Raw genomic sequence first — 23,202 nt, 5'->3', positions numbered from 1 at the left:
TGCTACCCCCTATTTCGTCAAAGTGACGAGATGTAGGGTCCGTTTGTGCGATGAGCCCTCCCGGGTGGCAGCATGGGGTAGGTGAGCGTTGCTGCCCCCGTAGAGATCGAACGTCCTGAATCGGCCGAGGAGACCTCCGTCGTCCCCGAGCCCGACGTCCCCTGGGTGACGCTGGTCCACAACGACCCGGTCAACCTCATGAGCTACGTGACCTATGTCTTCCAGGCGTACTTCGGCTACTCCAAGGACAAGGCCCACAAGCTCATGCTGGACGTCCACCTGAAGGGCCGCGCCGTCGTCTCCAGCGGAAGCCGCGAGGAGATGGAACGCGATGTCCAGGCCATGCACGGCTACGGTCTCTGGGCGACGCTGACCCAGGACCGCAACTAGCCGCTTCGCCGCCCCGCCCCGCCCTTCCGTCCGCCCCACCATCGGAGAATCCATGGCCGGCCATTTCGAGGCCACCCCCGGCGGCGGCGCGGCCGTCGCGCTCGACGAGGTCGAGACCGCCATCCTGCGCTCCCTCGCCGTCCAGCTGCTGGAACTGATCGGCCCGGGTGACGAACCCGCCGAGGGCGAGGACCCCCTCGCCGCGCTCTTCTCCGAAGGCCCCAGCGAACCCCCGTCCGACCCCGCCCTGGCCCGGCTCTTCCCCGAGGCGTACGGCGACCAGGACAAGGAGCTGCGCGAGGCGTCCGCCGAATTCCGCCGTTTCACCGAGAACGACCTGCGCACCCGCAAGCGCGACGACGCCCTCGCCGTCGTCAGGACGCTCGACTCGCTCTCGCCCGCGGGCGGAGGCGGCGCCGTGCTCAGGCTCACCTCCGAGGAGTGCCGCCAGTGGCTCGGCTCGCTCAACGACCTGCGGCTCACCATCGGCACCCGTCTGGAGGTCTCCGACGAGGACGGCGCCGACGAGAGCTCGCTCTACCGCCTCCCGGACAGTGACCCGCGCAAGCCCATGGTGATGGCCTACCTCTGGCTCGGCGCCCTCCAGGAGACGCTGGTCGAGACCCTGATGCCGTAAGCGGGTCGCGACCAGCGCCCTCGGTGTTCGCTCAACGGACGCTCAAATCCGAATAACGATCGCGTCACCTGTATGGCCTTTTTTGCCGCCCCGGGAAACGCTTGTCCGCTTTTTCCTGTGGTGTGCGCCACACAATGACTCCAGGTCCCTGGGGCATACGTGATAAATCTTCACGACCGCCCGGGGACGTCACCCCTGTCCCCGTGGTCGCTGCGGACCGGCCGAACGCCGGAGGCACTCCATCCATATCCGGGGGATCAGGACCTGATCCGCAGCCTGAGAAGGCGCGGATCGGCGTGGAGAAAGGCGCACCACCCATGACATCGGCGCAGGTCGACAAGGGGCACGCGGAGCAGGAGCCCGCGCGTGCCGAAGCAGCGGGCGAGGGTTACCAGCGCGGACTGGGAGCCCGGCAGATCCAGATGATCGCCATCGGCGGAGCCATCGGCACGGGGCTCTTCCTGGGCGCGGGCAAGGCGATCGACCGGGCGGGGCCCAGCCTCATCCTGGCCTACGCCATCGCCGGCCTGGTGATCTTCTTCATCATGCGGTCCCTGGGCGAACTCCTCATGTACCGGCCGGTGTCGGGTTCCTTCGCGGAGTACGCCCGCGAGTTCATCGGCCCGTTCTTCGGATTCGTGACCGGCTGGACGTACTGGCTGTTCTGGGTCGTCACCGGCATCACCGAGGTCACCGCGGCCGCCACCTACATGACGTACTGGTGGGACATTCCCCAGTGGCTGTCCGCGCTCGTCTTCACCGTCATTCTGTACGGCGCCAACCTGATCTCCGTGAAGCTCTTCGGTGAGCTCGAGTTCTGGTTCTCGATGGTCAAGGTCACCGCGATCATCGGCATGATCCTGATCTGCGCCGGCGTCCTCACGCTCGGCTTCTCCGACGCCGGGGACACCGCGACCGTCGCCAACCTCTGGAACGACGGCGGATTCTTCCCCGAGGGCATCGGCGGCACCCTGATGACCCTCCAGATCGTCATGTTCGCCTTCCTCGCCGTCGAGCTCGTCGGCGTCACCGCGGGCGAGTCCAAGGACCCCCAGACCGTCCTGCCCAAGGCCATCAACACCGTGCCCTGGCGCATCGCCGTCTTCTACGTCGGCGCGCTGATCATGATCCTCTCCGTGGTGCCGTGGAGCTCGTTCAAGCCGGGTGTCTCCCCGTTCGTCGCCGCCTTCGAGCAGATGGGCCTCGGCGTCGGCGCCGCCATCGTCAACTTCGTCGTCCTCACCGCGGCGCTCTCCTCCTGCAACTCCGGCATGTACTCCACCGGCCGCATGCTCCGCGACCTCGCGCTCAACGGCCAGGGTCCCAAGTCCTTCACCAGGCTGACGAAGAACGGCCTCCCGCTGGTGGGCACCACCTTCTCCGCCGCGCTGATGCTCGTCGGCGTCTGGATCAACTACCAGTGGCCGGGCGAGGCGTTCAACTACGTCGTCTCCTTCGCGACCATCTCCGGCATGTGGGCCTGGATCATGATCCTGGTCTCCCAGCTCCGCTACCGCGCCAGGGCAGACCGCGGCGAGCTGCCGCAGTCCAGCTTCCGGGCCCCGGGTGCCCCCTTCACCAGCTGGTTCGCGCTGGCCTTCATCGGTCTCGTCATCGTGATGATGGCCGTGGACGAGGACGCCAGGATCTCGCTGTACTGCGCCCCGCTCTGGGCCCTGCTCCTGGGCGTCTCCTACCTGGTGCTCAAGGCCCGCAACCCCGAGAACACCGCCTTCGTCAAGCGCTGACCCCGCTCGAAGGCCACCCCGGACGCCCGGCCGCCCCAACGGCCGTGTCCACCATGTGGGCCCGTCCGTACCACTCCCCGGTACGGACGGGCCCGCACGCATATCCTGGGCGCCATGCTGACCATCACCCAGGCGCTGTACGACCAGATCGTCGCGCACTCCCGCGCGGACCACCCCGACGAGGCGTGTGGCGTGGTCGCGGGTCCGGCAGGAACGGGCCGCGCCGAGCGCTTCATCCCCATGCTCAACGCCGCACGCTCGCCCACCTTCTACGAGTTCGACTCGGGCGACCTGCTGAAGCTCTACCGCGAGATGGACGACCGCGACGAGGAGCCCGTGATCATCTACCACTCGCACACGGCGACCGAGGCGTACCCCTCGCGCACCGACCTCACCTACGCCAACGAGCCCGGGGCCCACTACGTCCTCGTCTCCACCGCGGACACCGACGAGGCGGGCCCCTTCCAGTTCCGCTCGTACCGCATCGTCGACGGCGAGATCACCGAAGAGGACGTCCAGGTCGTCGAGGCGTACTGAGCCCGCTCCTGACTCCCGGACCCCGCCCAGGAGAGTCATCTCCCGTACGCGGAACGGGAGTCAGGAAGCCGTTCCATGCCTCTTGTCCATCGTGTGAACGCATACCATCCATCATGTGGGATCACACTCGGGTTTTCGGGGTGGGAATCGATACGATGACCGCATGGTTATCCATGACGTGAGCGACAAGACGCCGGGCATGCTGCTCGTCGCGCGGCTGCACGTCGACCTGTGCAGGCTGTCCAGCGCGATCTGTCCCGGCTGCGGCCTGCCCGCGAGCCGCACCGTCTGAGCCGCGGACCGGAGCGCCACCCACCCGCCCCACCCCCTGCGCGGGGGCAGAAACGCGCGTCCCACGCCACTTCTCCGCTTCCGACAGGAGCCCACGCCATGGCCATCGAGGTCCGCATCCCGACCATCCTCCGCACCTACACCGACGGCGCCAAGGCGGTCGACGGCAGCGGGGAGACCATCGCCGACCTGCTCACCGACCTGGAGAGCCGCCACACCGGCATCCGGGAGCGCATCGTCGACGGTGAGGGGCTCCGCCGCTTCGTGAACGTGTACCTCAACGACGAGGACGTGCGCTTCCTCCAGGGCATCGACACGAAGCTCAGCGACGGCGACAGCATCACCATCCTCCCGGCCGTCGCCGGCGGCATGCGCTGATGCGTTACGACACCCCGCTGGCGGCCGTGGGCAACACCCCCCTGGTCCGCCTGCCCCGGCTCTCCCCCTCCGACGACGTACGCGTCTGGGCCAAGCTGGAGGACCGCAACCCCACCGGCTCGATCAAGGACCGCCCCGCGCTCCACATGGTCGAACAGGCGGAGAAGGACGGCCGGCTGACCCCCGGCTGCACGATCCTCGAACCCACCAGCGGCAACACCGGCATCTCGCTGGCCATGGCGGCGAAGCTCAAGGGCTACCGCATCGTCTGCGTCATGCCGGAGAACACCTCGCAGGAGCGCCGCGACCTGCTCACCATGTGGGGCGCCGAGATCATCCCGTCCCCCGCGGCGGGCGGCTCCAACACCGCCGTCCGCGTCGCCAAGGCACTCGCGGCCGAACACCCGGACTGGGTGATGCTCTACCAGTACGGAAACCCGGACAACGCGGGCGCCCACTACGCCACCACCGGCCCGGAGATCCTCGCCGACCTCCCGTCGATCACGCACTTCGTGGCCGGCCTCGGCACGACGGGCACCCTCATGGGGGTGGGCCGCTACCTGCGCGAACATGTCGAGGGCATCAAGATCGTCGCAGCCGAGCCCCGCTACGACGACCTGGTCTACGGTCTGCGCAACCTCGACGAGGGCTTCGTCCCCGAGCTCTACGACGCCTCGGTCCTCACCACCCGCTTCTCGGTCGGCTCGGCCGACGCGGTCACCCGCACCCGCGAACTCCTCCAGCAGGAGGGCATCTTCGCGGGCGTCTCCACGGGCGCCGCCCTGCACGCGGCGATCGGCGTCGGGAACAAGGCGGTGAAGGCCGGCGAATCCGCCGACATCGTGTTCGTCGTCGCGGACGGCGGCTGGAAGTACCTGTCGACGGGCGTCTACACGGCCCCCACGACGGAAGCGGCCATCGAGACCCTTCAGGGCCAGCTCTGGGCGTGACACGGACCGGGCCCCGCCCCCTGCCGTCCGCGAATCGCCGGACGGGCTGACCCGCCAGCCCGTCCGGCACTCCGCCGGCCCCGTCACCCCGACGCCCGCACCCGTGCCCACACCACCGGGTCCACCACGCCCACCTTCCGCCGGAACCCGCGCACCGCCACCTTCCGCGTCTCGTCCGGCTCCAGATAGCTCGGCCGCCCCTGCGCGTCGCCCACCGTCCCCTGCGGCAGCGCGATCACCCCGGGCCGCTCCGCATGGTGTTTGCTGGTGATCTTCGCGACGACGGCCGTGCCACGCCGTACCGACAGCACGAGACACGGCCGGTCCTTCGACCCCGGCCCGTCCTCGTACGGCACCTCGGCCCACCAGATCTCACCCGGCCGAGGCCGCTGCCCGGTCCCGCGCCGCGGCCCCGCCGGCCGGCCCGGCGGCCGGGCCCGCCCACCCGGACGGCCCCGGCCGCCGCGTACCCGGCCCTGCACCACCGCCGCCACCAGAGCGAGCAGTACGACCGCGGCCAGCGCCACCCACCAGGACGAGTTCATACGGACGACCGTACCGGCGCCTTCCATCGAACCGGTGACAGAGCAGGTGAGTTCCCCCACAACGGCAGGCCGCGGAGGAGCGACCAGGTGTTTCGCGCCTTACGCTCGACGAACCGTTCCACGCACCGCTCACCGCACCGCTCAGGAACCGCACGAACCCTCCCCGTTCCCACGTATCGGAGGTTCACGCTCCATGAAGCTCACCGTCGTCGGCTGCTCCGGCTCGTTCCCGTCAGCGGGTTCGGCTTGCTCGAGCTACCTGGTAGAGGCCGACGGCTTCCGGCTGCTTCTCGACATGGGCAACGGCGCCCTCGGCGAGCTGCAGCGCCACGTCGGTCTCTACGACCTCGACGCGATCTTCCTCAGCCACCTCCACGCCGATCACTGCATCGACATGTGCGCCTACTTCGTGGTGCGCTACTACCGCCACGACGGTGGACGCCCCGTCCCCATCCCGGTGTACGGCCCCGAAGGCACGGAGCAGCGGCTGATCACGGCCCACGGCGACACTCCGTCGGACCGGGCGATGAGCGAGGTCTTCGACTTCCACACGCTCAAGTCGGGATCGTTCGAGATGGGCCCCTTCTCGGTGCGTACGGAGCAGCTGTGCCATCCGGTCGAAACCTTCGGCATCCGTGTCGAACACGGGGGCCGGACCCTCACGTACTCCGGTGACACCGGGGCCTGCGAGGCCCTGGACGAACTCGCCTACGGCGCGGACCTGTTCCTGTGCGAGGCGTCGTTCGTCGACGGCAAGGAAGACATCCCCGACCTTCACCTCAACGGCCGCGAGGCGGGCGAGCACGCCGCCCGCGCCGGAGCGGGGCGCCTGGTCCTCACGCACATCCCGCCGTGGACGGACGCCGCCCGCAACGTGGCCGACGCCCGGCGGGCGTACGACGGCCCGGTGGAGCTGGCGGCCCCGGGCGCGGTGTACGAGATCTGAGGGACAGCCCTTGGGCGGGTCGGCGGGTCGCACCACGCACGAGGCCCCTCACCTTCCGCCGGGAAGGTGAGGGGCCTCGGTGTACCGGTCCGGCCAGGGCTTACGCCTTGGTCAGGTCCTCGACCTCTTCCTCGGGCTCGCGGCCCGGGGTGGTCAGGTTGAACTTGGTGATGGCGAAGCGGAAGACCACGTAGTAGATCACGCCGAAGACCAGGCCCACCGGGATCATCAGCCACGGCTTGGTCGAGATGCCCCAGTTGATCAGGACGTCGGTGAGACCGGCCGAGAAGCTGAAGCCCATGTGGATGCCCAGCGCCCAGGTGACGGCCATCGATATGGCCGTGAGAACCGCGTGGATCGCGTACAGCAGCGGCGCGATGAACATGAACGAGAACTCGATCGGTTCCGTCACACCCGTGACGAACGACGTCAGCGCGAGCGACATCATCATGCCCATCACGGCCTTGCGGCGCTCGGGGCGAGCGGTGTGCGCAATGGCGAGAGCGGCAGCGGGAAGGCCGAACATCATGATCGGGAAGAAACCCGTCATGAACATACCGGCGCTCGGGTCTTCGGCGAAGAAGCGCGGAAGGTCACCGTGGACGACGTCACCCGCGGGGGTCGTGAACTCGCCGATCTGGAACCAGGCGACCGAGTTCACGAACTGGTGCATGCCGATCGGGATGAGACCGCGGTTGATCAGGCCGAACAGGCCGGCACCCGTGGCACCCAGGCCGGTCATCCACTCACCGAAGTTGGTGATGACGTTGCCGATCGGCTCCCAGCCCAGGACGACCAGCACACCGAGCAGGGTGCCGACGGCGGCCGTGATGATCGGGACGAGCCGGCGTCCGTTGAAGAAGCCCAGCCAGTCGACCAGCCTGGTGCGGTGGAAGCGCTGCCAGAGAACGGCGGTCAGCAGGCCCAGAATGATGCCTCCGAGGACGCCCGGGTTCTGGAAGGTCGCAGTCGTGGCCGCCTCGGTGCCCTTCTGCCAGAAACCGCCGCCGAGGCCGGTCCCGGTGTAGGTGGCGCCCTCGTGGCCCTCCTCGATCGGGAACTGGTGGATCACCGCGTAGTAGGTCAGGAAACCCACCACCGCCGCGAGCGCCGTCGAGCCGTCTGCCTTCTTCGCGAAGCCGATCGCCACACCGATGCAGAAGAGCAGCGGCAGCCCGAACGAGCTGTCCAGGATGGCGCCACCGGCGCCCGCGAAGACCTTCGCGACACCTTCCGGGAGGTGCAGTTTCTCCTGGACGTCTGCCTGGCCGAGGCGGAGCAGGAGCCCTGCCGCGGGCAGCACGGCGATCGGCAGCTGAAGGCTGCGTCCCACCTTCTGCAGGCCCTGGAACAGGCCGGAGCCCCGCTTCTTCGCGGGGGCCGCCGAAGCGGTGGCCGTACTCATCAACTTCCTCCATAGGCAAGGCGCCGCCATGGACAGATACTCTTGGGGGCGACGACTCAAGGAACGCGGCGGGTCGGTGCCGCGTGGTCTGGACCACTGAGTGGTGTAGACCAGTTTTAGCACGGTGAAGGTTAGATAAGGAACCTGCGAATTCCCCCTGATTCCCAGTAGTGCGTCCGGCACCCTCGGTGACATGAAGGAGGCCCCCGGACCATGCGGTCCGGGGGCCTCCGTGCGGCCGGAAAGGGAGCCGGGAACGGCCTACTTCGTGAGGTCCTTCTCGATCTCCTCCTCGACCTCCTCGGGCTCGCGCCCAGGCGTCTGGAGATCGAACTTCGTGATGGCGAACCGGAAGATCACGTAGTAGACGACGGCGAAGCACAGCCCGATCGGGATGATCAGCCACGGTTTCGTGTCCAGGTGCCAGTTGACGACGTAGTCGATCAACCCGGCCGAGAAGCTGAACCCCGCGTGCACGCCGAAAGCCCAGGTGACTCCCATCGAGACACCGGTCAGGATCGCGTGCACGCCGAACAGCAGCGGAGCGACGAAGAGGAACGAGAACTCCAGCGGCTCCGTCACACCCGTCACGAACGAGGTCAGCGCCACGGACAGCATCAGCCCGGACACCTCCTTGCGCCGCTCCGGCCGCGCGGTATGGGCGATGGCCAGCGCGGCGGCCGGCAGGCCGAACATCATGATCGGGAAGAAGCCCGAGGTGAACTGGCCCGCTGTCGGGTCCCCGGCGAAGAACCGCGAGATGTCGCCCTGGACGGTGGCGCCGTCCCCACCGGTGAACTCGCCCGCCTGGAACCAGAAGAAGGTGTTCAGGAACTGGTGCATGCCGATCGGGATCAGCAGCCGGTTGGCGAAACCGAAGATCGCCGCACCCCACGCACCCAGATCGATCAGCTGCTTGGCGAACCAGGTCAGCGCATCACCCACCGGCTGCCACAACAGGCCGAACAGCACGCCCAGGATCACGCAGAGGAACGCCATCAGGATCGGGACGAGCCGGCGTCCGTTGAAGAAGCCCAGCCAGTCGACCAGCCTGGTGCGGTGGTAGCGCTGCCAGACGACGGCGGTCAGCAGCCCGATGAGGATTCCCCCGAGAACGCCCGGGTTCTGCGGCACCCCGTCAGGCACGGCCTCGGTCACGGAGCCGTCCACCGGGAACGCCGCCAGCACGCCCCGGTAGACGAGGAAGCCGACCACCGCCGCGAGCGCCGTGGAGCCGTCCGCCTTCTTGGCGAAGCCGATGGCGACCCCGATGCAGAAGAGCAGCGGCAGGCCCAGCTGGCCGTCGAGGATCGCCGTACCGCCGTTGAGGAGGACCTTGGCGAACTTGTCCCAGAAGGCGCCGTGCAGCGAGGAGTCGAAGAGGTTGCCCAGGCTGACGAGGAGCCCCGCCGCAGGCAGTACCGCCACCGGCAACTGCAGACTGCGGCCGACCTTCTGCAACCCCTGGACCGGCCCGTTCCACCACTTCCGTGCTGGCACTGTCGCGCTGCTGGAGCTCATCGGCATCCTCCCGGAACACGCCTGGTTTGGCGGTTGTCGCAAACTGGTGTAGACCAGTCGCGGTACGGTGCGGAGCCCGCTCGGAAGACAGGGCGCCGGTGATCGTCATCTTTCGTGATCAACCGGATACGCGCCTGAGAAGTTGGGCCAACCGTGCGTTACCGTGACGAAACGGACCCATGGTGGGCCGCTCAGAGCACGCAAAGACCAGGGAGTAGGACATGGCCAGCAAGGCTGAGAAGATCGTCGCCGGGCTCGGCGGTATCGAGAACATCGACGAGATCGAAGGCTGCATCACCCGCCTCCGCACCGAGGTCCACGACGCCAGCAAGGTCGACGAAGCCGCCCTCAAGGCCGCCGGAGCGCACGGCGTCGTCAAGATGGGCACCGCGATCCAGGTCGTCATCGGCACCGACGCCGACCCCATCGCCGCCGACATCGAAGACATGATGTAGCCCCTGTCACCCACTGACACCGGCTCACCCCACCGGCCGCCGTCCCCGCCCAGGGAACGGCGGCCGGTCCCGTACCCCGCGCACGCCCATTAGGCTGCCCCATGTCTCGCATCGACGGCCGCACCCCCGATCAGCTCCGCCCCGTCACCATCGAACGCGGATGGAGCAAGCACGCCGAAGGATCCGTACTCGTCTCCTTCGGCGACACTAAGGTCCTCTGCACGGCCACCGTCACCGAAGGCGTCCCGCGCTGGCGCAAGGGCAGCGGCGAAGGCTGGGTCACCGCCGAGTACTCGATGCTGCCCCGCGCGACCAACACCCGCGGCGACCGCGAATCCGTACGCGGCAAGATCGGTGGCCGCACCCACGAGATCAGCCGGCTCATCGGCCGCTCCCTGCGCGCCGTCATCGACTACAAGGCACTCGGCGAGAACACCGTCGTCCTTGACTGCGACGTCCTCCAGGCGGACGGCGGCACCCGCACGGCCGCCATCACCGGCGCCTACGTCGCCCTCGCCGACGCCATCGCCTGGGCGCAGGCCAAGAAGATCGTCAAGCCCGGCCGCAAGCCGCTGACCGGCACCGTCTGCGCCATCAGCGTCGGCATCGTCGGCTCCGTGCCCCTGCTCGACCTCCGCTACGAGGAGGACGTCCGCGCGGACACCGACATGAACGTCGTCTGCACCGGCGACGGCCGCTTCGTCGAGGTCCAGGGCACCGCCGAGGCCGCGCCCTTCGACCGCAGGGAACTCGGCGCCCTCCTCGACCTCGCCACCGCGGGCTGCGAGAACCTCACCGCACTCCAGCTCGAAGCGCTCGCCCGCACCCTCGGCGAGTAGAGAAGCAACCAGAAGCACACCACACAGCGTCGTTACGAGTACGGGCGCACGGGTCGAACTGTGCGCCCGTCCACGTAGCAACCTCCGGGGAGGGACCGCACCATGGCCACGCGCCATCACCGTCACCAACGCATCGCACTCGCCGTCACGGCCGGCCTGCTGACCCTCACCACGGCAGTCGGATGCAGCGCCCTCGACAAGGCGATGGACTGCGTCCAGACCGCCGACGCCATCGCCACCAGCGTCAGCAAGCTCCAGCAGGCCGTCTCCACCGCCTCCGAGGACCCGACACAGGCGTCCGAAGCCCTGGACGAGATCGACAAGGAGCTGAAGAGCCTCGGCGGCAAGACCGACAACGCCGACCTCAGCGCGGCCGTCGACGACCTCCAGGCCGGTGTCACCAACGTCCGCGGCGCCATCGAGTCCGGCGACGCCACCCCCGACATCACCCCGGTCACCAACGCGGCCACCGAGATCGGCAAGGTCTGCACCCCGGGATAATCGGGGCATGACGCGTCTCATCCTCGCCACCCGCAACGCCGGGAAGATCACCGAACTCCACGCGATCCTCGCCGACGCAGGTCTCACCCACGACCTCGTCGGCGCGGACGCCTACCCCGACATCCCCGACGTCAGGGAGACCGGCGTCACCTTCGCCGAGAACGCCCTCCTCAAGGCCCACGCCCTCGCCCGCGCCACCGGCCACCCGGCCGTCGCCGACGACTCCGGCCTCTGCGTCGACGTACTCGGCGGCGCCCCCGGCATCTTCTCCGCCCGCTGGGCCGGCACCCACGGCGACGACAAGGCCAACCTGGACCTGCTCCTGGCCCAACTCGCCGACATCGCCGGCCCGCACCGCACGGCCCACTTCGCCTGCGCGGCGGCCCTGGCCCTCCCCGACGGCACGGAACGCGTGGTCGAGGGCCGCCTCCTGGGCACCCTGCGCCACACCCCGTCCGGCACGCACGGCTTCGGCTACGACCCGGTCCTCCAGCCGGAGGGTGAGACCCGCACGTGCGCGGAACTGACCCCGGCGGAGAAGAACGCGATCAGCCACCGGGGCAAGGCGTTCCGGGCGCTGGTACCGGTGGTGCGGGAGTTGGTGGGCTGACGCCAAGAAGGCCGTCGCCTTCGAAACGAAGGCGACGGCCTCATTCTGCCTGTGGGCCCGGTGGGACTCGAACCCACGACACACCGGACCTAAACCGGCGCCCTCTTGCCAGCTGGGGTACGGACCCGCGCGCGACAGTCTACTGGGTGCGGTCTCGCCCCTTGGCGAAGGTTTCCGTCTGGCTGTGGCAGGAGGGGCACAGGTACCGCAGGTTCTCGCGGCGGTTGTCGAGTCGGTCACCGTTGATGTGGTCGATCTCCAGGACGAGGCGCTTGCCCTGCCATACATCGCCCAACCCGCAAGCGCCGCAGGCATGAGGCACCCCGGTCTCGTCGAGTGCTCGCCGCAGCAGCACCGTCCTGATCCGCGACGAACCAGTCGGGAGCCGTTGGAGGATGGCCTCGGCCGTCCGGCGATTGCGGGAGTTGCGACCGGGGTTGTGGCCCTGCCCGACGAAGTGGTCCGTCGACAGTCCGTACGCCGCGATGCTCCGTTTCGCCTTAGGGTGAAATGTCCGATGTCGATGCCGAACGTCTCAAGTTTTCGGCTGATGTGGGTGTAGACGCTGGCGTACGGGACGATGCCCATGAAGTCGAGCATCTCGCGGATGCTGTGCGAGCAGGCTGCTGCCTCCTGCAGTGCTTCCCTCGTATAAGAGTGGGCGGCCCGCGGTGGCAGCGGCTCGTCCACGAAGTGCGACGTGTCGATGCCGTAGTGGGCGAGCCTGATGCGGAGGTATCGGTGAGTTCCGCTGCCCAGGGGTGTGCCGAGCAGGCGCATGAGATCGGGAAGACTTGATGCGGCAGGCGCCGTCCGCGTGAGCAATTCGCGTGTGTATCGCGGCTTGCTCATGATGTCGCCCGCCGCTTGCGTCCACGATAGGTATCCGTCACCGCATGGCAGTTGGGGCAGAGCAGTCGGAGATTCTCCGGCCGGTTGTCCCACCAGTCGCCGTTGATGTGGTCGACTTCGAGCCGGAGTGGCTTGCCGTTCCACTCTGTTCCTGTGGCGCACACGGCGCACGACTCCGACGCCCCGGTCCGGAGGAGCTCGCGGCGTAGACGTTCACCGGGAACTCTGCCGTCCGACGGTGAGCCGAGGACCAGCCGGTTGCCGAGAGCCCCCTTTGGCCGGCGGGGAGGCGTACGAACGAAATGTGAGGTGTCGATGCGTAGTGCGGCTATCCGGCGGCCGATATGGGAGTGGTTGCCTCCGACCGGGTTGATCCCCAGTCGGCGTACGACCTCGACCACGCTCGTGGAACACGCGACCAGTTCCCGAAGCGTCTCCTCCGTGTGCCGGGTCCGCCGTGTCGTGAAGTGGGAGGTGTCGATCCCCGCCCCCGCCATCTTCTGGCGCAGATAACTCCTGCTCCCCGGAGTCACCGCGCCCCCGCACCACCGCACCGCGTCGTCGAAGTTCGTCGTCTCGCGCGCTGCCTCTTCGAGCAACTCGCGTGTGTACCGGATCGCCGCCATGTTCCCCTCCGTACGAGGCCACCCGTGCATGGCCTCGTACGGAGTAACGACCCGTTAATCGGAGCGTCACGTCCGATATCCGACAAGATGCGGAACGGCCCGCACCGCTTCGGGGATACCGACGCGGTGCGGGCCGTTGGCCCGGGAGGGGACTCGGGTCAGAACTTCGGGCCCGGGCTCTGGGCGTGGCAGAGTGCTGCCGCCTCCTCGGCCGTCTCCACCGACGGCGGGGAGCCCGCCAGCGGCTGGTTGGCCGTCTCCTTCATGCAGGCCACCGCGATCACGCCGACCAGGGCCGCCGCCATCGCGTAGTACGCCGGCATCAGGTTCGAGCCGCTCCAGCTGATCAGGGCCGTGATCACCAGCGGAGTCGTACCGCCGAAGATCGACGCGGAGATGTTGTAGCCGACCGAAAGGGAGCCGTAGCGGACGTTCGTGGGGAACAGGGCCGGGAGCGCCGCGGACATCGTGCCGAGCATGCAGACCAGGGAGAGGCCGAGCATCAGCATGCCGAGGGTGATCGCGAGGATGCTGCCCTGGCGGATCAGGAGGAAGGACGGCAGGGAGAGGAAGAGGAAGCCGAGCATCCCCGCCATCAGCAGCGGCTTGCGGCCGAAGCGGTCGGAGAGTTCGCCGAACCGGCTGATGACCAGCATCAGGAAGACCATGACGGCGAGCAGGATGAGCAGGCCGTGGGTCTCGCTGTAGCCGAGCTCGTCCGAGAGGTACGTCGGCATGTACGACAGCAGCATGTAGTCGGTGATGTTGTACGCGCCGACCAGGGCGACGCAGAGGATCAGCGTCGGCCAGTACTGCCGGAAGATCTTGGCGAGGTCGCCCTTGGCCGTGGTCTCGACGCCGTCCGCGGCCTCCGGTGCGTGGGCGGTGCCGCCTTCGAGCTTCTGGAACGCGGGGGTCTCGTCCAGGCGCAGTCGCAGGTAGAGGCCGACCAGGCCGAGGGGGCCCGCGACGAGGAACGGCACGCGCCACCCCCAGGACTCCATCTGCGCGGTGTCCAGAAGGGCGTACAGCGCGGTGACGAGGCCGGCCGCGCCGACGTAACCGGCGAGTGTGCCGAATTCGAGGAAGCTGCCGAAGAAGCCGCGGCGCTTGTCCGGGGCGTACTCCGCGATGAACGTGGACGCGCCGCCGTACTCACCGCCGGTGGAGAAGCCCTGGAGCATCCGGAAGAGGATCAGCAGGGCGGGGGCCCAGAGGCCGATCGTGCCGTGGGACGGGATGAGGCCGATGGCGAAGGTGCCGATGGCCATCAGGATCATCGTCAGGGCGAGGACCTTCTTGCGGCCGATCCTGTCGCCCATCGGCCCGAAGAACATTCCGCCGAGCGGCCGTACGAGGAAGGCCACGGCGAACGTCGCGAAGGAGGAGAGCAGCTGGGTCGTCTCGTTCCCGGACGGGAAGAAGACATGCCCCAGGGTGACGGCCAGGTAGGAGTAGATGCCGAAATCGAACCACTCCATGGCGTTGCCGAGCGACGCCGCCTTGACCGCCCTCTTCACCGCCTTGTCGTCGGTGACGGTGATGTCGGTCCGGCGCAGCTTGGGGTTCTGGCGCTTGCGGATGGCCCGGAAGAGGGTGGGGTGGCGTTTGACCGCTTCGGGGTCGGCCCCCTTGTTGGTGTCGGAGGCCGCCATGGCCGGTTCCTTTCCTGGGAGGACGCTTGCAGGGCAAGCTCCTGTTCGGCCATGGCAGCCGCAAACCGACTCATCGGCCGATTGGGACGTGGGTCACACGCCTTCGACCTGCGGGAACCGGCGGAACGGGCGGGTCAGACGCCGAGATCCTTGATGATCTTGGCCACGTGGCCGGTCGCCTTGACGTTGTAGAAGGCGTGCTCCACCTTGCCTTCCGCGTCGACCACGATCGTGGACCGGATGACGCCCGTCACCACTTTGCCGTAGAGCTTCTTCTCGCCGAAGGCGCCGTACGCCTTCAGGGTCTCCTTGGCGGGGTCGGCGACCAGGGTGACCTTGAGGTTCTCCTTCTCGCGGAACTTGGCGAGCTTCTCCGGGTTGTCGGGGGAGACGCCGATGACGTCGTAACCGGCACCGGCCAGGACGTCCAGGTTGTCGGTGAAGTCGCACGCCTGCTTGGTGCAGCCGGGGGTAAGCGCGGACGGGTAGAAGTAGACGATGACCTTGCGCCCCTTGTGGTCCGCGAGCGAGATCTCGTTGCCGTCGGCGTCGGGAAGGGTGAAGGCCGGGGCGGTGTCGCCGGGCTGGAGTCGCTCGCTCATGGTTCTCCTCAAGTGGCACATCAGGTGTCTGGGACCGAGCGTAATAGGGGTGCCGCCGGGTGTACGGGCGGTCGAGCTGACAGACTGTCGATGAATCTTTACCGGACGACGACCACGGAGGCGGCGCAGTGTCGGATGCCAGGACCCCTGCGCAGATCGAGGCGGACATCATCACCAGGCGCGAGCGGCTCGCCGTGGTGCTCGACGAGATCGGGGTGCGGGTGCACCCGAAGACGATCATGGGTGACGCGAAGGCCAAGGTGGCCGGGACGGTGGACCGGACGGCCGGGCGCGCGTTCGTCGCGGTGAACCGTTCGGTGTCGGACGTGAAGGCGCGGTTCGTGGCGAAGGACGGCTCGCCGCGTCTGGAGCGTGTGATTCCGGCCGCGCTGCTCGTGGTGGGCGTGGTCGGCCTGCTCACGGTGTCGGTGCGGCGCAGGAAGTGACGGGCGCCACCCCTGGGGCGTGCGGCGCGGGTGTGAGCAGGTAGGTTTCGGCTCGTGAGCGACAACACCCACGACGACAAGCTGCCCATCCGTATGCTGCACGACCGCGTGCTGGTGCGGTCCGATTCGCCCGAGGGCGAGCGGCGCTCGGGCGGTGGCATCCTGATTCCGGCGACGGCGGCGGTCGGCCGGCGCCTCGCGTGGGCCGCGGTGGTCGCGGTCGGCCAGAACGTGCGGACGGTGGAGCCGGGGGACCGGGTGCTGTACGACCCCGAGGACCGTGCCGAGGTCGAGGTGCGGGGCGTGGCGTACGTACTGATGCGGGAGCGGGATCTGCACGCGGTGGCCGCGGACCGGTTCGAGGGTGCGGTGGATTCGACGGGTCTGTACCTGTAGCCGGGGCGCTGTCCGTACCCCGCGGGGGCGGCGCCCGGATGGCGGCCGGGAGAGCCTGGTGACCGGTGTCACCGGGCTTTTCGCCGTGTTCTTGCTACGGTGGAGGGACCCCGACGAGACGCGCCGTACCGGGCCCCGCAAAGACGACGCACCGTGTTGTTCGCGTGTTCTCGTCGGAAGGTGCCTGTCATGGCCTGGGTTCTGCTGGTGGTCGCCGGTCTGCTCGAAGTGGGCTGGTCGGTCGGGATGAAGTACACCGAGGGGTTCACGCGGCTGTGGCCGAGCGTGTTCACCGGCCTCGGGATCGTCGCGAGCATGGTGTTGCTCTCCCATGCGGCGAAGACGCTGCCGATCGGAACGGCCTACGGTGTGTGGGTCGGTATCGGTGCGGCCGGTGCGGCGGTGCTCGGCATGGTGGTGCTGGGTGAGCCCGCCACCGCGGCCCGGATCTTCTTCGTCTGTCTGCTGCTGGTGGCCGTGGTGGGTCTGAAGGTGACCTCGGGCCACTGAACCCGGGTGCGCCGCGCGGGTCATGGGGCCTGTGGGCGGGCACCGCGTACGCCTTCGAGGGAGCCTCCGGTGTTGCCGGGGGCTTCTTCCGTTTCCGCGGTTTCTGCGGCTGCGGTACCGGTGGCGCCTCTGCCTCCGGTGTCTGTCCCGCCTCCGGTGGCGTCCGGGGTGGTGGCGGCGCTGGTGGCGGGGCGGCCGGGGGTGAGGCGGGGGACGGGGCCTCGGACGGCGTGCCCGTCGTTTCGGTGGGTTCGGTGGGTTCGGCAGGGGTGTCGCCGGTGCCTTCGGGTTCCGGTTCGGGTTCTTCCCCGGTCGGCGGGGCGGACTCGTCGGCGCCTTCCTGGAGTTCGAGTTCGAACTCGCGCGGCGCGGTGTCGCCGAGGGCCGCCGCGGTGTAGTCGGCCCAGGTGGCGGCGGGCGGGCCGCCGCCGTTCATCCGGGTCAGGCCGAGCGCTCCGTACAGCGGTGTCTGGGCGCCGGTCGCGGGGTCCTGGCCCATGACGGCGACGACGGTCGCGAGGTCGGGGGTGTAGCCGGCGAACCAGGCGGCCTTGTCCTCTTCCGCCGTGCCGGTCTTGCCGGCGGCGGGGCGCCCGGCCGCCCCTGCGGCGGTTCCGGTGCCGCCGTCGACGACGCTGCGCAGGATCGCCGTGGTGGTGTCGGCCGCGGTCCGGCTGACGGCCTGTTCGGTCTCCCTGGCCGGGAGCGTGATGGTCCCGCCGTCCTTGGTGACCTTCTTGACCAGGGTGTACGTGCCGTGCCTGCCGTGGTCGGCGAGGGTGGCGTACGCCTTGGTCATGTCCAGGACGCTGGCGGTGGCGGTGCCGAGCGCGATGGACGGTGACGCGGTCAGGTCGGGGGTGTTCTCGGGGACGCCGAGGCCGACGGCGGTGTCCTCGACCTTGCCGGGGCCGACGTCCTGGGCCATCTGGGCGTAGACCGCGTTGACGGACCTGTCGGTGGCGGTGCGGACGGTGACGGCCCCGTAGTCGGTGTCGTCCTCGTTGGCGGGGGCGTATCCGGTGGGGCCTTCCGGGCCCACCACCATGCGTTTGTTGGTGCCGTCGTAGACCGTCTCGGGGCCGATGGGGCGGCCGTCCTGGGTGGTGGAGCCGTTGGCGACGGCGGAGGTGAAGACGAAGGGCTTGAAGGTGGAGCCGACCTGGTAGTCGCGTCGGGTCGCGTTGTTGACGTACTGCCTGGTGTAGTCGACGCCGCCGTACATCGCGACCACCTCGCCGGAGTCCACGTCGATGGAGGCGCCGCCGACGCGCACGTTGCGGTCGATCGCCCGGGTGTCGCTGGTCAGGGAGATGACGTTCCTGTCGACGGCGTCGACGAGGGCGTCCTGCTTCGCCCTGTCCAGGGTGGTGGTGACGCGGTAGCCGCCGGCGGCGAGTGTCTTCTCGTCGATGACCCCGGTGCTCGTGAGGTGGTCACGGGCCGCCTGGACGAGGTAGCCGCGCTGTCCGGAGAGGCCCGTCGCGGGCTTGGTCTCGCCCGGTACGGGGAACCGGGTGGCGGAGCGTCCGGCGGCGGTGAGCCAGTCCTCCTTGACCATGCCGTCCAGGACGTAGTTCCAGCGGGCGACGACGTCGGGCCGGTTCTCGGGGTGCGCGACGACGTCGTACGCGCTGGGGGCGTTGAGGAGGGTGGAGAGGTACGCGCCTTCGGCGGTGGTGAGGTCCTCGACGTTCTTGCCGTAGTACGCCTGGGCGGCGGCCTGGATGCCGTACGCGTTGCGGCCGAAGTAGCTGGTGTTGAGGTAGCCCTCCAGGATCTCGTCCTTGGTCTCCTCGCGGTCGAGCTTGATCGCGATGAAGAACTCCTTGGCCTTGCGGACGACGGTCTGTTCCTGGCCGAGGTAGTAGTTCTTGACGTACTGCTGGGTGATGGTCGAGCCGCCCTGTCTGCCCTTGCCCGTGAGGGTGTTCCAGGCGGCGCGGCCCATGGCCTTGATGTCGACGGCGCGCTCGGAGTGGAAGTCGCGGTCCTCGGCGGCGAGTACGGCGCGCTGGACGGTGAGGGGGACCTGGCTGAGGCGGACGTTCTCGCGGTTGACCTCGCCGTCGCGGGCGATGACCGTGCCGTCCTCGTAGAGGTAGGTGTTGGACTGGGCGGTGGCGCTGGCGTTGGCGGCCGGAATGTCGACGAGCTGGTACCCGGCGATGAGACCGCCGATGAGGAGGAGCGCGACACCGAGGAGGGTGCCCAGGAGCATGCGCCAGGTGGGGAGGGCCCGGCGCGGGCCGGTGCGCCTGGGGCGCTTGACGCGCCCCTCCTCCTCTTTCGCGCCCCGCGCCCCGGGGGAGCCGGCGGGCAGGGGCCGGCCGTCGGGGTCGCGCGGGGCCCAGTGCTGCGCGTCGCTCATGTCGGTGGGGACTCCTCGGCGCCGTGGTCATTCGTCCCATAGTGCACTTTTTGTGCCGATAACTTGAGGATTCTCCTCCGATCGGTGCTCGCGGCGGCGACGCGGCTCGCGGCGGTGACAACCGGTCGCGGCGGCTGCGCCCCTGGTGGCGCGGATCGCCGCCGGCTATCCGATGGTGGATCTCTCGGTGCGGGAGCCGGACATCGAGGCCGTGATCGCGAGGATGCACGAGGCGGGTTCGGCGCCCGGCGGCTGAGCACGTGGACCGGGGCGTGGTCCCGCCGTCGATGACGTGCGCGGGACGTGTTCCCTAGGCTGCTCGGTATGACAAGTGAACTTCCGGATATGCGCGCTTCCGATACCGAGCGCGACCGGGTCGCTGAGCGGCTGCGCGAGGCGGTGGCCGAGGGCCGGCTGGAGACGGACGAGTTCGAGCACCGGCTAGACGCGGCGCTCAAGGCCCGTACGCACGGGGAGTTGGCGCCGCTGGTCCGGGACCTGCCGTCGCCGGGGTCGACCATGGAGCCCGCGGGTGCTGCCTCTCCCGTCCCGGCCGGGCGGGACGGGACCTGGGTGGAGCGCATCGGCGGACCTGCCACGTCCAGGAGGGCTTTCGCCTTCTGGGGCGGGTTCAACCGTGGCGGCCGGTGGACCGTGGGCCGTGAGTTCACCGCCTTCGCGATGTGGGGCGGCGGCCACCTCGACCTGCGTGAGGCCCGTTTCGAGGAGCGCGAGGTCCTCGTCCGCTGCTTCGCGGTCATGGGCGGGATCGGGGTCACGGTCGAGCCCGACGTCCATCTGGAGGTCGACGGCGTGGGCGTCATGGGCGGCTTCGGCGAGTACTCCCCCATGAGCGAGGAGGCCGAGCCGGTGCCGGGCGCGCCCCGGGTGCGGATCGTCGGCTTCGCGCTGCTGGGCGGGGTGGACGTGCAGCGCAAGTGGTCGAAGGCCGGGCGGCGGAAGCTGACCGGCGGCTCCTGACCCCCGCCCGGTCTGTCTGTCTGCCCGTCTGTCTGCCGGGGTACCGGACCCCGGCAGACAGACAGCGGGGCAGTCAGGGCCGGGTCACAGCTCGTCGGACTTCGGTGTGTCCACCAGCTGTTGCAGGTCGATCAGCTCCGCCAGCGCCCGGTAGCCGTCGTCGTTGAGGTGGAGCCGGTCGCCCGAGTCGTACGCCGCCAGGATGCGGTCCTTCGCGTACGGGTCGCGCACCGCCCGGTCGAAGTCCACGTACGCGTCGAAGACGGTGCCCGCCCTGATCTGCTCGTTGACGGCCAGCCGTACCGCGTTCCGTTCGGGCGTCCACGTCGGGTAGCCCTGGTACGGGGTGAGAGTCGCGCCGACGACCCGCAGCCCCCGGGCATGCGCCTGAGCGGTCAGGGAGCGGAGGCCGGAGAGGATGCGCTGCGGGTCGGGCTCCTGCGGGGCCTGCTGCACGTCGTTGATGCCGAGCGCGATGACCACCGTCCTGGCCCCGGCCACCGACAGCACGTCGCGTGCGAAGCGGCTCGTGCCGTTGGGTCCGGTCAGCGGGTTCGGGCCGTCGGCCAGGAGCCGGTTCCCTGCTATGCCCTGGTTGACGACGCCGTACCGGCCGCGAAGCCGGTCGGAGAGCAGGTCGGGCCAGCGGTTGTTGGCGTCGGTGGTGGAGCCGCTGCCCGCGGCGAGGGAGTCACCCAGCACCACGATCGTGCCGGGCGTCGTCTTGTTGCGGACGTCGACGGCCGTCAGATAACGCCAGTCGGTGGTCCGCCAGGTGCCCCGGTCGTCGGCCACGTAGGAGGTCTGATGGGAGTTCGGGTGGAAGGTGACCGGCCCGGAGGCCCTGGGGGTACGGAAGCTGACGATCAGGTCGGCGTCGGAGGCCACCGGAACGACGACCGGGTCACTGACCACCTGCTCGCCGGCCGGGACGCTGACGAGGCGCGCGCCCCGGAAGGTGACGGGCCGGGTGTTGACGGTGGCGCGGTCGACGACGAGGGGAGCCGTACCGAAGAGGTTGGAGAGGGTGATGCGGGCCGCGTCGCCCGCGACACTCGTGTGCACGGTGTTGCGGATGGTACGGCCGGGGAGTCCGCGCGCGGTGCCGGGTTCGGCGCCGACGGCTGCCGCGGTCCACGTCGCGACCCAGGTGCCCGCGGAGTTGGCCGGTGCGGCCGGGGGACGGGCCGCCGCGTGCGGCTCCGGCCCGGGCCGGAGCCCCGGCCGGGCCCCGGTCAGGAGCGTCGTCCCGAAGGCGATGACGGCGGCGAGTACGGCTGTGCCCGCCGCAAGGGCGATGAGCAGGGCATAGCTCCGGCGCCTCGGCATGTGCGGTGTGTCTCCTCGTGAAGATCGAACTGGTCCCATGATGCGACAGGCCGTCGGGAACTCGACATGCGGCCCGGGAGTAGGTGAGGTAGGGACAATGCGTACGGCACGGGGGCGAGTCGTACGCGGACGGGTGGGACGCATGGAACGGACCGAATCCGGAGCGCGCGACGGGCAGGACCCCGGGGCGCACGACGCCGGACAGAAAGCGGAACAGGGAGCGGGACGGGTGACCGATGCCGGGAAGCAGCCGGGGCGGGCGGATGCCGGTCCCACGGCTGGACACGATACGGGCGGTGGGCGGCGCTCCACGCCGCTCGCCGTGTTCGCGTACACGGCAGCGGACGAGGAGAAGCGCCGGGGCGTACGCCGGATGAAGGCCACCGCCACCGGTCTCCTCCTGCTCGTCGCACTGATCTACGTCCTGGCCACCTGGGCCAAGAGCGCAGGGGTGAGCGGCTGGCCGGCCTACGTCGCGGCGGCTGCCGAGGCGGGCATGGTGGGGGCGGTAGCGGACTGGTTCGCCGTGACAGCGCTCTTCCGGCGTCCGCTCGGCCTGCCCATCCCCCACACCGCCATCATCGCCACCAAGAAGGATCAACTCGGGACGTCACTCGGTTCCTTCGTGGGCGAGAACTTTCTCTCCGGAGAGGTCGTCCGTGACCGAATTCACGCTCTGGGGATCGGCGCGCGGCTCGGCGCGTGGCTGGCGGAGCCGGACCACGCCGACCGGGTCACCGCCGAACTGGCCACGGCGCTGCGCGGCGCGCTGACCGTGCTGCGGGACGCCGACGTGCAGGCGATCGTCGGCGAGGCGATCACACGGCGGGCCGAGTCGGCGGAGGTCGGGCCGGGGCTCGGCAAGATGCTGGAGAAGATCGTCTCGGACGGCGGCCACCGCAAGGTCGTCGACCTGGTCTGCGTACGCGCGCACGACTGGCTGGTCCTGCACGGCGACTCGGTGATGGACGCGGTGCAGGGCGGGGCGCCGGGCTGGACGCCGAAGTTCGTCGACAAGCGGGTGGGGGAGCGGGTCTACAAGGAGCTGCTCCGCTTCGTGACGGAGATGCGGGACATGCCGGCCCACCCCGCGCGCGGCTCGATCGACACGTTCCTGACGGACTTCGCGGCCGACCTCCAGATGGACTCGGACACCCGGGCGCGGGTGGAGCGGCTGAAGTCGGAGATCCTGGGGCGCGGCGAGGTCCAGGACGTCATCGCCTCGGCCTGGTCGTCCGTACGCACGATGATCATCGCGGCGGCGGAGGACGAGCAGAGCGAACTGCGGCTGCGGGCGAGGGCCTCACTGATGTCGCTCGGCGCCAGGCTGGCCACGGACGACCGGTTGCAGGCCAAGCTGGAGGGCTGGCTGGAGGACGCGGCGGTGTACGTCGTGACGACCTACCGCTCGGAGATCACGTCGCTGATCAGCGACACGGTGGCCGGCTGGGACGCGGGTCAGACGTCGAAGAAGATCGAGGCGAACATCGGCCGGGACCTCCAGTTCATCCGGATCAACGGCACGGTGGTGGGGGCGCTGGTGGGCCTGCTGATCTACACGGTGTCGCACGGGCTGGGGGCCTGAGGGCGATTCGCCTGCCCGGTTTGCGTTCGGGTCTCCGCTCTCTGCGCGCGGCGGGAGAACCTGGGGTGGGGGGCGGGTGTTCGGGCGGGCGGGCGT

The 23,202-nt window shown here is 69.4% G+C and carries 25 protein-coding genes, 1 tRNA gene, 2 pseudogenes and 1 riboswitch; of the genes and pseudogenes, 18 read left to right on the top strand and 10 right to left on the bottom strand.

Annotation, left to right across the window (positions count from 1 at the left end):
• Window positions 1-81 precede the first annotated feature (81 nt).
• From clpS to Sfulv_RS10450, 7 genes are all read left to right on the top strand, one after another.
• Window positions 82-390 (top strand): ATP-dependent Clp protease adapter ClpS, encoded by a 309-nt coding sequence (gene clpS, locus Sfulv_RS10475; protein WP_173313440.1) that lies wholly within the window; start codon window positions 82-84, stop codon window positions 388-390.
• Window positions 391-442: 52 nt separating this feature from the next.
• Window positions 443-1,027, top strand: coding sequence for a DUF2017 domain-containing protein (locus Sfulv_RS10470; protein WP_173313439.1), 585 nt, complete (start codon window positions 443-445; stop codon window positions 1,025-1,027).
• Window positions 1,028-1,344: 317 nt separating this feature from the next.
• A complete protein-coding gene (locus Sfulv_RS10465) occupies window positions 1,345-2,775 on the top strand; it encodes an amino acid permease (RefSeq protein WP_173313438.1) in 1,431 nt (476 codons plus the stop codon).
• Window positions 2,776-2,889: 114 nt separating this feature from the next.
• Window positions 2,890-3,312, top strand: coding sequence for a M67 family metallopeptidase (locus Sfulv_RS10460; protein WP_173313437.1), 423 nt, complete (start codon window positions 2,890-2,892; stop codon window positions 3,310-3,312).
• A gap of 163 nt (window positions 3,313-3,475) precedes the next feature.
• The gene (locus tag Sfulv_RS30255; protein ID WP_256669318.1) at window positions 3,476-3,604 is read left to right on the top strand and encodes a putative leader peptide; all 129 of its coding nucleotides are present in this window, start codon (window positions 3,476-3,478) and stop codon (window positions 3,602-3,604) included.
• Window positions 3,605-3,702: 98 nt separating this feature from the next.
• Entirely contained in the window at window positions 3,703-3,981 is a 279-nt protein-coding gene (locus tag Sfulv_RS10455) for a MoaD family protein (protein WP_173313436.1), read from the top strand.
• Window positions 3,981-4,931: a PLP-dependent cysteine synthase family protein gene (locus Sfulv_RS10450; RefSeq protein WP_173313435.1), complete on the top strand. Its 951-nt coding sequence runs from the start codon at window positions 3,981-3,983 to the stop codon at window positions 4,929-4,931. Before Sfulv_RS10455 ends, Sfulv_RS10450 begins: the two co-directional genes overlap by 1 nt.
• Window positions 4,932-5,014: 83 nt before the next feature.
• Here the strand turns inward: Sfulv_RS10450 and Sfulv_RS10445 are convergent, their stop codons facing one another.
• Complete coding sequence (locus tag Sfulv_RS10445; RefSeq protein WP_173313434.1) at window positions 5,015-5,476, bottom strand: type II toxin-antitoxin system PemK/MazF family toxin; 462 nt, start codon at window positions 5,474-5,476, stop codon at window positions 5,015-5,017.
• A 193-nt stretch (window positions 5,477-5,669) separates the two neighbouring features.
• On the opposite strand from Sfulv_RS10445, the gene Sfulv_RS10440 reads away from it, so the two are divergent.
• Window positions 5,670-6,422: an MBL fold metallo-hydrolase gene (locus Sfulv_RS10440; RefSeq protein WP_173313433.1), complete on the top strand. Its 753-nt coding sequence runs from the start codon at window positions 5,670-5,672 to the stop codon at window positions 6,420-6,422.
• 100 nt (window positions 6,423-6,522) lie between these two features.
• Here the strand turns inward: Sfulv_RS10440 and Sfulv_RS10435 are convergent, their stop codons facing one another.
• The gene (locus tag Sfulv_RS10435) at window positions 6,523-7,827 is read right to left on the bottom strand and encodes a PTS transporter subunit EIIC (RefSeq protein ID WP_173313432.1); all 1,305 of its coding nucleotides are present in this window, start codon (window positions 7,825-7,827) and stop codon (window positions 6,523-6,525) included.
• 261 nt (window positions 7,828-8,088) lie between these two features.
• Window positions 8,089-9,348 (bottom strand): PTS transporter subunit EIIC, encoded by a 1,260-nt coding sequence (locus tag Sfulv_RS10430; protein ID WP_173313431.1) that lies wholly within the window; start codon window positions 9,346-9,348, stop codon window positions 8,089-8,091.
• 221 nt (window positions 9,349-9,569) lie between these two features.
• Between Sfulv_RS10430 and Sfulv_RS10425 the strand changes: the two genes are divergently transcribed.
• From Sfulv_RS10425 to rdgB, 4 genes are all read left to right on the top strand, one after another.
• The gene (locus tag Sfulv_RS10425) at window positions 9,570-9,803 is read left to right on the top strand and encodes a PTS sugar transporter subunit IIB (protein ID WP_173313430.1); all 234 of its coding nucleotides are present in this window, start codon (window positions 9,570-9,572) and stop codon (window positions 9,801-9,803) included.
• A 101-nt stretch (window positions 9,804-9,904) separates the two neighbouring features.
• Complete coding sequence (gene rph, locus Sfulv_RS10420) at window positions 9,905-10,642, top strand: ribonuclease PH (RefSeq protein WP_173313429.1); 738 nt, start codon at window positions 9,905-9,907, stop codon at window positions 10,640-10,642.
• Window positions 10,643-10,744: 102 nt separating this feature from the next.
• On the top strand, window positions 10,745-11,143 hold the full coding sequence (locus tag Sfulv_RS10415; RefSeq protein ID WP_173313428.1) for a hypothetical protein: 399 nt from the start codon (window positions 10,745-10,747) through the stop codon (window positions 11,141-11,143).
• A gap of 7 nt (window positions 11,144-11,150) precedes the next feature.
• On the top strand, window positions 11,151-11,753 hold the full coding sequence (gene rdgB, locus Sfulv_RS10410; RefSeq protein ID WP_173313427.1) for an RdgB/HAM1 family non-canonical purine NTP pyrophosphatase: 603 nt from the start codon (window positions 11,151-11,153) through the stop codon (window positions 11,751-11,753).
• A 52-nt stretch (window positions 11,754-11,805) separates the two neighbouring features.
• On the opposite strand, the gene Sfulv_RS10405 is transcribed toward rdgB, so the two are convergent.
• The 5 genes from Sfulv_RS10405 to bcp all read right to left on the bottom strand — a co-directional run bounded on the left by Sfulv_RS10405 (window position 11,806) and on the right by bcp (window position 15,488).
• Window positions 11,806-11,880, bottom strand: a tRNA-Leu gene (locus Sfulv_RS10405).
• Between the two features lie 12 nt (window positions 11,881-11,892).
• Window positions 11,893-12,048: an HNH endonuclease gene (locus Sfulv_RS31160; RefSeq protein WP_305961367.1), complete on the bottom strand. Its 156-nt coding sequence runs from the start codon at window positions 12,046-12,048 to the stop codon at window positions 11,893-11,895.
• Window positions 12,049-12,601: 553 nt separating this feature from the next.
• Window positions 12,602-13,231, bottom strand: coding sequence for an HNH endonuclease (locus Sfulv_RS10395; protein WP_173313426.1), 630 nt, complete (start codon window positions 13,229-13,231; stop codon window positions 12,602-12,604).
• Between the two features lie 158 nt (window positions 13,232-13,389).
• The gene (gene proP, locus Sfulv_RS10390; RefSeq protein WP_173313425.1) at window positions 13,390-14,886 is read right to left on the bottom strand and encodes a glycine betaine/L-proline transporter ProP; all 1,497 of its coding nucleotides are present in this window, start codon (window positions 14,884-14,886) and stop codon (window positions 13,390-13,392) included.
• 134 nt (window positions 14,887-15,020) lie between these two features.
• Entirely contained in the window at window positions 15,021-15,488 is a 468-nt protein-coding gene (bcp, locus tag Sfulv_RS10385; RefSeq protein WP_173313424.1) for a thioredoxin-dependent thiol peroxidase, read from the bottom strand.
• 128 nt (window positions 15,489-15,616) lie between these two features.
• Here bcp and Sfulv_RS10380 point away from each other — a divergent pair, with 128 nt between their 5' ends.
• The 3 genes from Sfulv_RS10380 (at window position 15,617) to Sfulv_RS10370 (ending at window position 16,840) form a co-directional block, all read left to right on the top strand.
• Window positions 15,617-15,934 carry a DUF3618 domain-containing protein gene (locus Sfulv_RS10380; protein WP_173313423.1) on the top strand — a complete coding sequence of 106 codons (318 nt, stop codon included), beginning with the start codon at window positions 15,617-15,619 and terminating at the stop codon, window positions 15,932-15,934.
• A gap of 54 nt (window positions 15,935-15,988) precedes the next feature.
• A complete protein-coding gene (locus Sfulv_RS10375; RefSeq protein WP_173313422.1) occupies window positions 15,989-16,330 on the top strand; it encodes a GroES family chaperonin in 342 nt (113 codons plus the stop codon).
• A gap of 85 nt (window positions 16,331-16,415) precedes the next feature.
• A riboswitch (guanidine-III (ykkC-III) riboswitch) is annotated at window positions 16,416-16,483 on the top strand.
• A gap of 36 nt (window positions 16,484-16,519) precedes the next feature.
• Window positions 16,520-16,840, top strand: a complete 321-nt coding sequence (locus Sfulv_RS10370) for a DMT family transporter (RefSeq protein ID WP_173313421.1) — start codon at window positions 16,520-16,522, stop codon at window positions 16,838-16,840.
• Window positions 16,841-17,140: 300 nt separating this feature from the next.
• Here Sfulv_RS10370 and Sfulv_RS10365 read toward each other — a convergent pair.
• A pseudogene (locus Sfulv_RS10365) lies at window positions 17,141-19,211 on the bottom strand (transglycosylase domain-containing protein); the annotation flags it as partial.
• Window positions 19,212-19,338: 127 nt separating this feature from the next.
• Between Sfulv_RS10365 and Sfulv_RS10360 the strand changes: the two are divergent.
• A pseudogene (locus tag Sfulv_RS10360) lies at window positions 19,339-19,467 on the top strand (methionine ABC transporter ATP-binding protein); the annotation flags it as partial.
• Window positions 19,468-19,556: 89 nt separating this feature from the next.
• Entirely contained in the window at window positions 19,557-20,192 is a 636-nt protein-coding gene (locus Sfulv_RS10355) for a DUF1707 SHOCT-like domain-containing protein (RefSeq protein ID WP_173313420.1), read from the top strand.
• Window positions 20,193-20,276: 84 nt separating this feature from the next.
• On the opposite strand, the gene Sfulv_RS10350 is transcribed toward Sfulv_RS10355, so the two are convergent.
• Window positions 20,277-21,521, bottom strand: a complete 1,245-nt coding sequence (locus tag Sfulv_RS10350; RefSeq protein ID WP_173313419.1) for an SGNH/GDSL hydrolase family protein — start codon at window positions 21,519-21,521, stop codon at window positions 20,277-20,279.
• Between the two features lie 142 nt (window positions 21,522-21,663).
• On the opposite strand from Sfulv_RS10350, the gene Sfulv_RS10345 reads away from it, so the two are divergent.
• Window positions 21,664-23,106 (top strand): DUF445 domain-containing protein, encoded by a 1,443-nt coding sequence (locus Sfulv_RS10345; RefSeq protein WP_371874655.1) that lies wholly within the window; start codon window positions 21,664-21,666, stop codon window positions 23,104-23,106.
• Window positions 23,107-23,202: the final 96 nt, after the last annotated feature.

Source organism: Streptomyces fulvorobeus (genome assembly GCF_013167895.1).
Taxonomy (GTDB): Bacteria; Actinomycetota; Actinomycetes; order Streptomycetales; family Streptomycetaceae; genus Streptomyces; species Streptomyces fulvorobeus.
The sequence above is the reverse complement of the archived record's forward strand: the minus strand, read 5'-3'. Positions and strand labels throughout refer to the sequence as shown.

Bases quoted from the DNA above. Each gene is read 5' to 3' on its own strand.
- Sfulv_RS10470 (WP_173313439.1), top strand. From the start codon at position 443: ATGGCCGGCCATTTCGAGGCCACCCCCGGCGGCGGCGCGGCCGTCGCG.
- Sfulv_RS10465 (WP_173313438.1), top strand. From the start codon at position 1,345: ATGACATCGGCGCAGGTCGACAAGGGGCACGCGGAGCAGGAGCCCGCG.
- Sfulv_RS10460 (WP_173313437.1), top strand. From the start codon at position 2,890: ATGCTGACCATCACCCAGGCGCTGTACGACCAGATCGTCGCGCACTCC.
- Sfulv_RS30255 (WP_256669318.1), top strand. From the start codon at position 3,476: ATGGTTATCCATGACGTGAGCGACAAGACGCCGGGCATGCTGCTCGTC.
- Sfulv_RS10455 (WP_173313436.1), top strand. From the start codon at position 3,703: ATGGCCATCGAGGTCCGCATCCCGACCATCCTCCGCACCTACACCGAC.
- Sfulv_RS10450 (WP_173313435.1), top strand. From the start codon at position 3,981: ATGCGTTACGACACCCCGCTGGCGGCCGTGGGCAACACCCCCCTGGTC.
- Sfulv_RS10445 (WP_173313434.1), bottom strand. From the start codon at position 5,476: ATGAACTCGTCCTGGTGGGTGGCGCTGGCCGCGGTCGTACTGCTCGCT.
- Sfulv_RS10440 (WP_173313433.1), top strand. From the start codon at position 5,670: ATGAAGCTCACCGTCGTCGGCTGCTCCGGCTCGTTCCCGTCAGCGGGT.
- Sfulv_RS10435 (WP_173313432.1), bottom strand. From the start codon at position 7,827: ATGAGTACGGCCACCGCTTCGGCGGCCCCCGCGAAGAAGCGGGGCTCC.
- Sfulv_RS10430 (WP_173313431.1), bottom strand. From the start codon at position 9,348: ATGAGCTCCAGCAGCGCGACAGTGCCAGCACGGAAGTGGTGGAACGGG.
- Sfulv_RS10425 (WP_173313430.1), top strand. From the start codon at position 9,570: ATGGCCAGCAAGGCTGAGAAGATCGTCGCCGGGCTCGGCGGTATCGAG.
- rph (WP_173313429.1), top strand. From the start codon at position 9,905: ATGTCTCGCATCGACGGCCGCACCCCCGATCAGCTCCGCCCCGTCACC.
- Sfulv_RS10415 (WP_173313428.1), top strand. From the start codon at position 10,745: ATGGCCACGCGCCATCACCGTCACCAACGCATCGCACTCGCCGTCACG.
- rdgB (WP_173313427.1), top strand. From the start codon at position 11,151: ATGACGCGTCTCATCCTCGCCACCCGCAACGCCGGGAAGATCACCGAA.
- Sfulv_RS10395 (WP_173313426.1), bottom strand. From the start codon at position 13,231: ATGGCGGCGATCCGGTACACACGCGAGTTGCTCGAAGAGGCAGCGCGC.
- proP (WP_173313425.1), bottom strand. From the start codon at position 14,886: ATGGCGGCCTCCGACACCAACAAGGGGGCCGACCCCGAAGCGGTCAAA.
- bcp (WP_173313424.1), bottom strand. From the start codon at position 15,488: ATGAGCGAGCGACTCCAGCCCGGCGACACCGCCCCGGCCTTCACCCTT.
- Sfulv_RS10370 (WP_173313421.1), top strand. From the start codon at position 16,520: ATGGCCTGGGTTCTGCTGGTGGTCGCCGGTCTGCTCGAAGTGGGCTGG.
- Sfulv_RS10355 (WP_173313420.1), top strand. From the start codon at position 19,557: ATGCGCGCTTCCGATACCGAGCGCGACCGGGTCGCTGAGCGGCTGCGC.
- Sfulv_RS10350 (WP_173313419.1), bottom strand. From the start codon at position 21,521: ATGCCGAGGCGCCGGAGCTATGCCCTGCTCATCGCCCTTGCGGCGGGC.
- Sfulv_RS10345 (WP_371874655.1), top strand. From the start codon at position 21,664: ATGGAACGGACCGAATCCGGAGCGCGCGACGGGCAGGACCCCGGGGCG.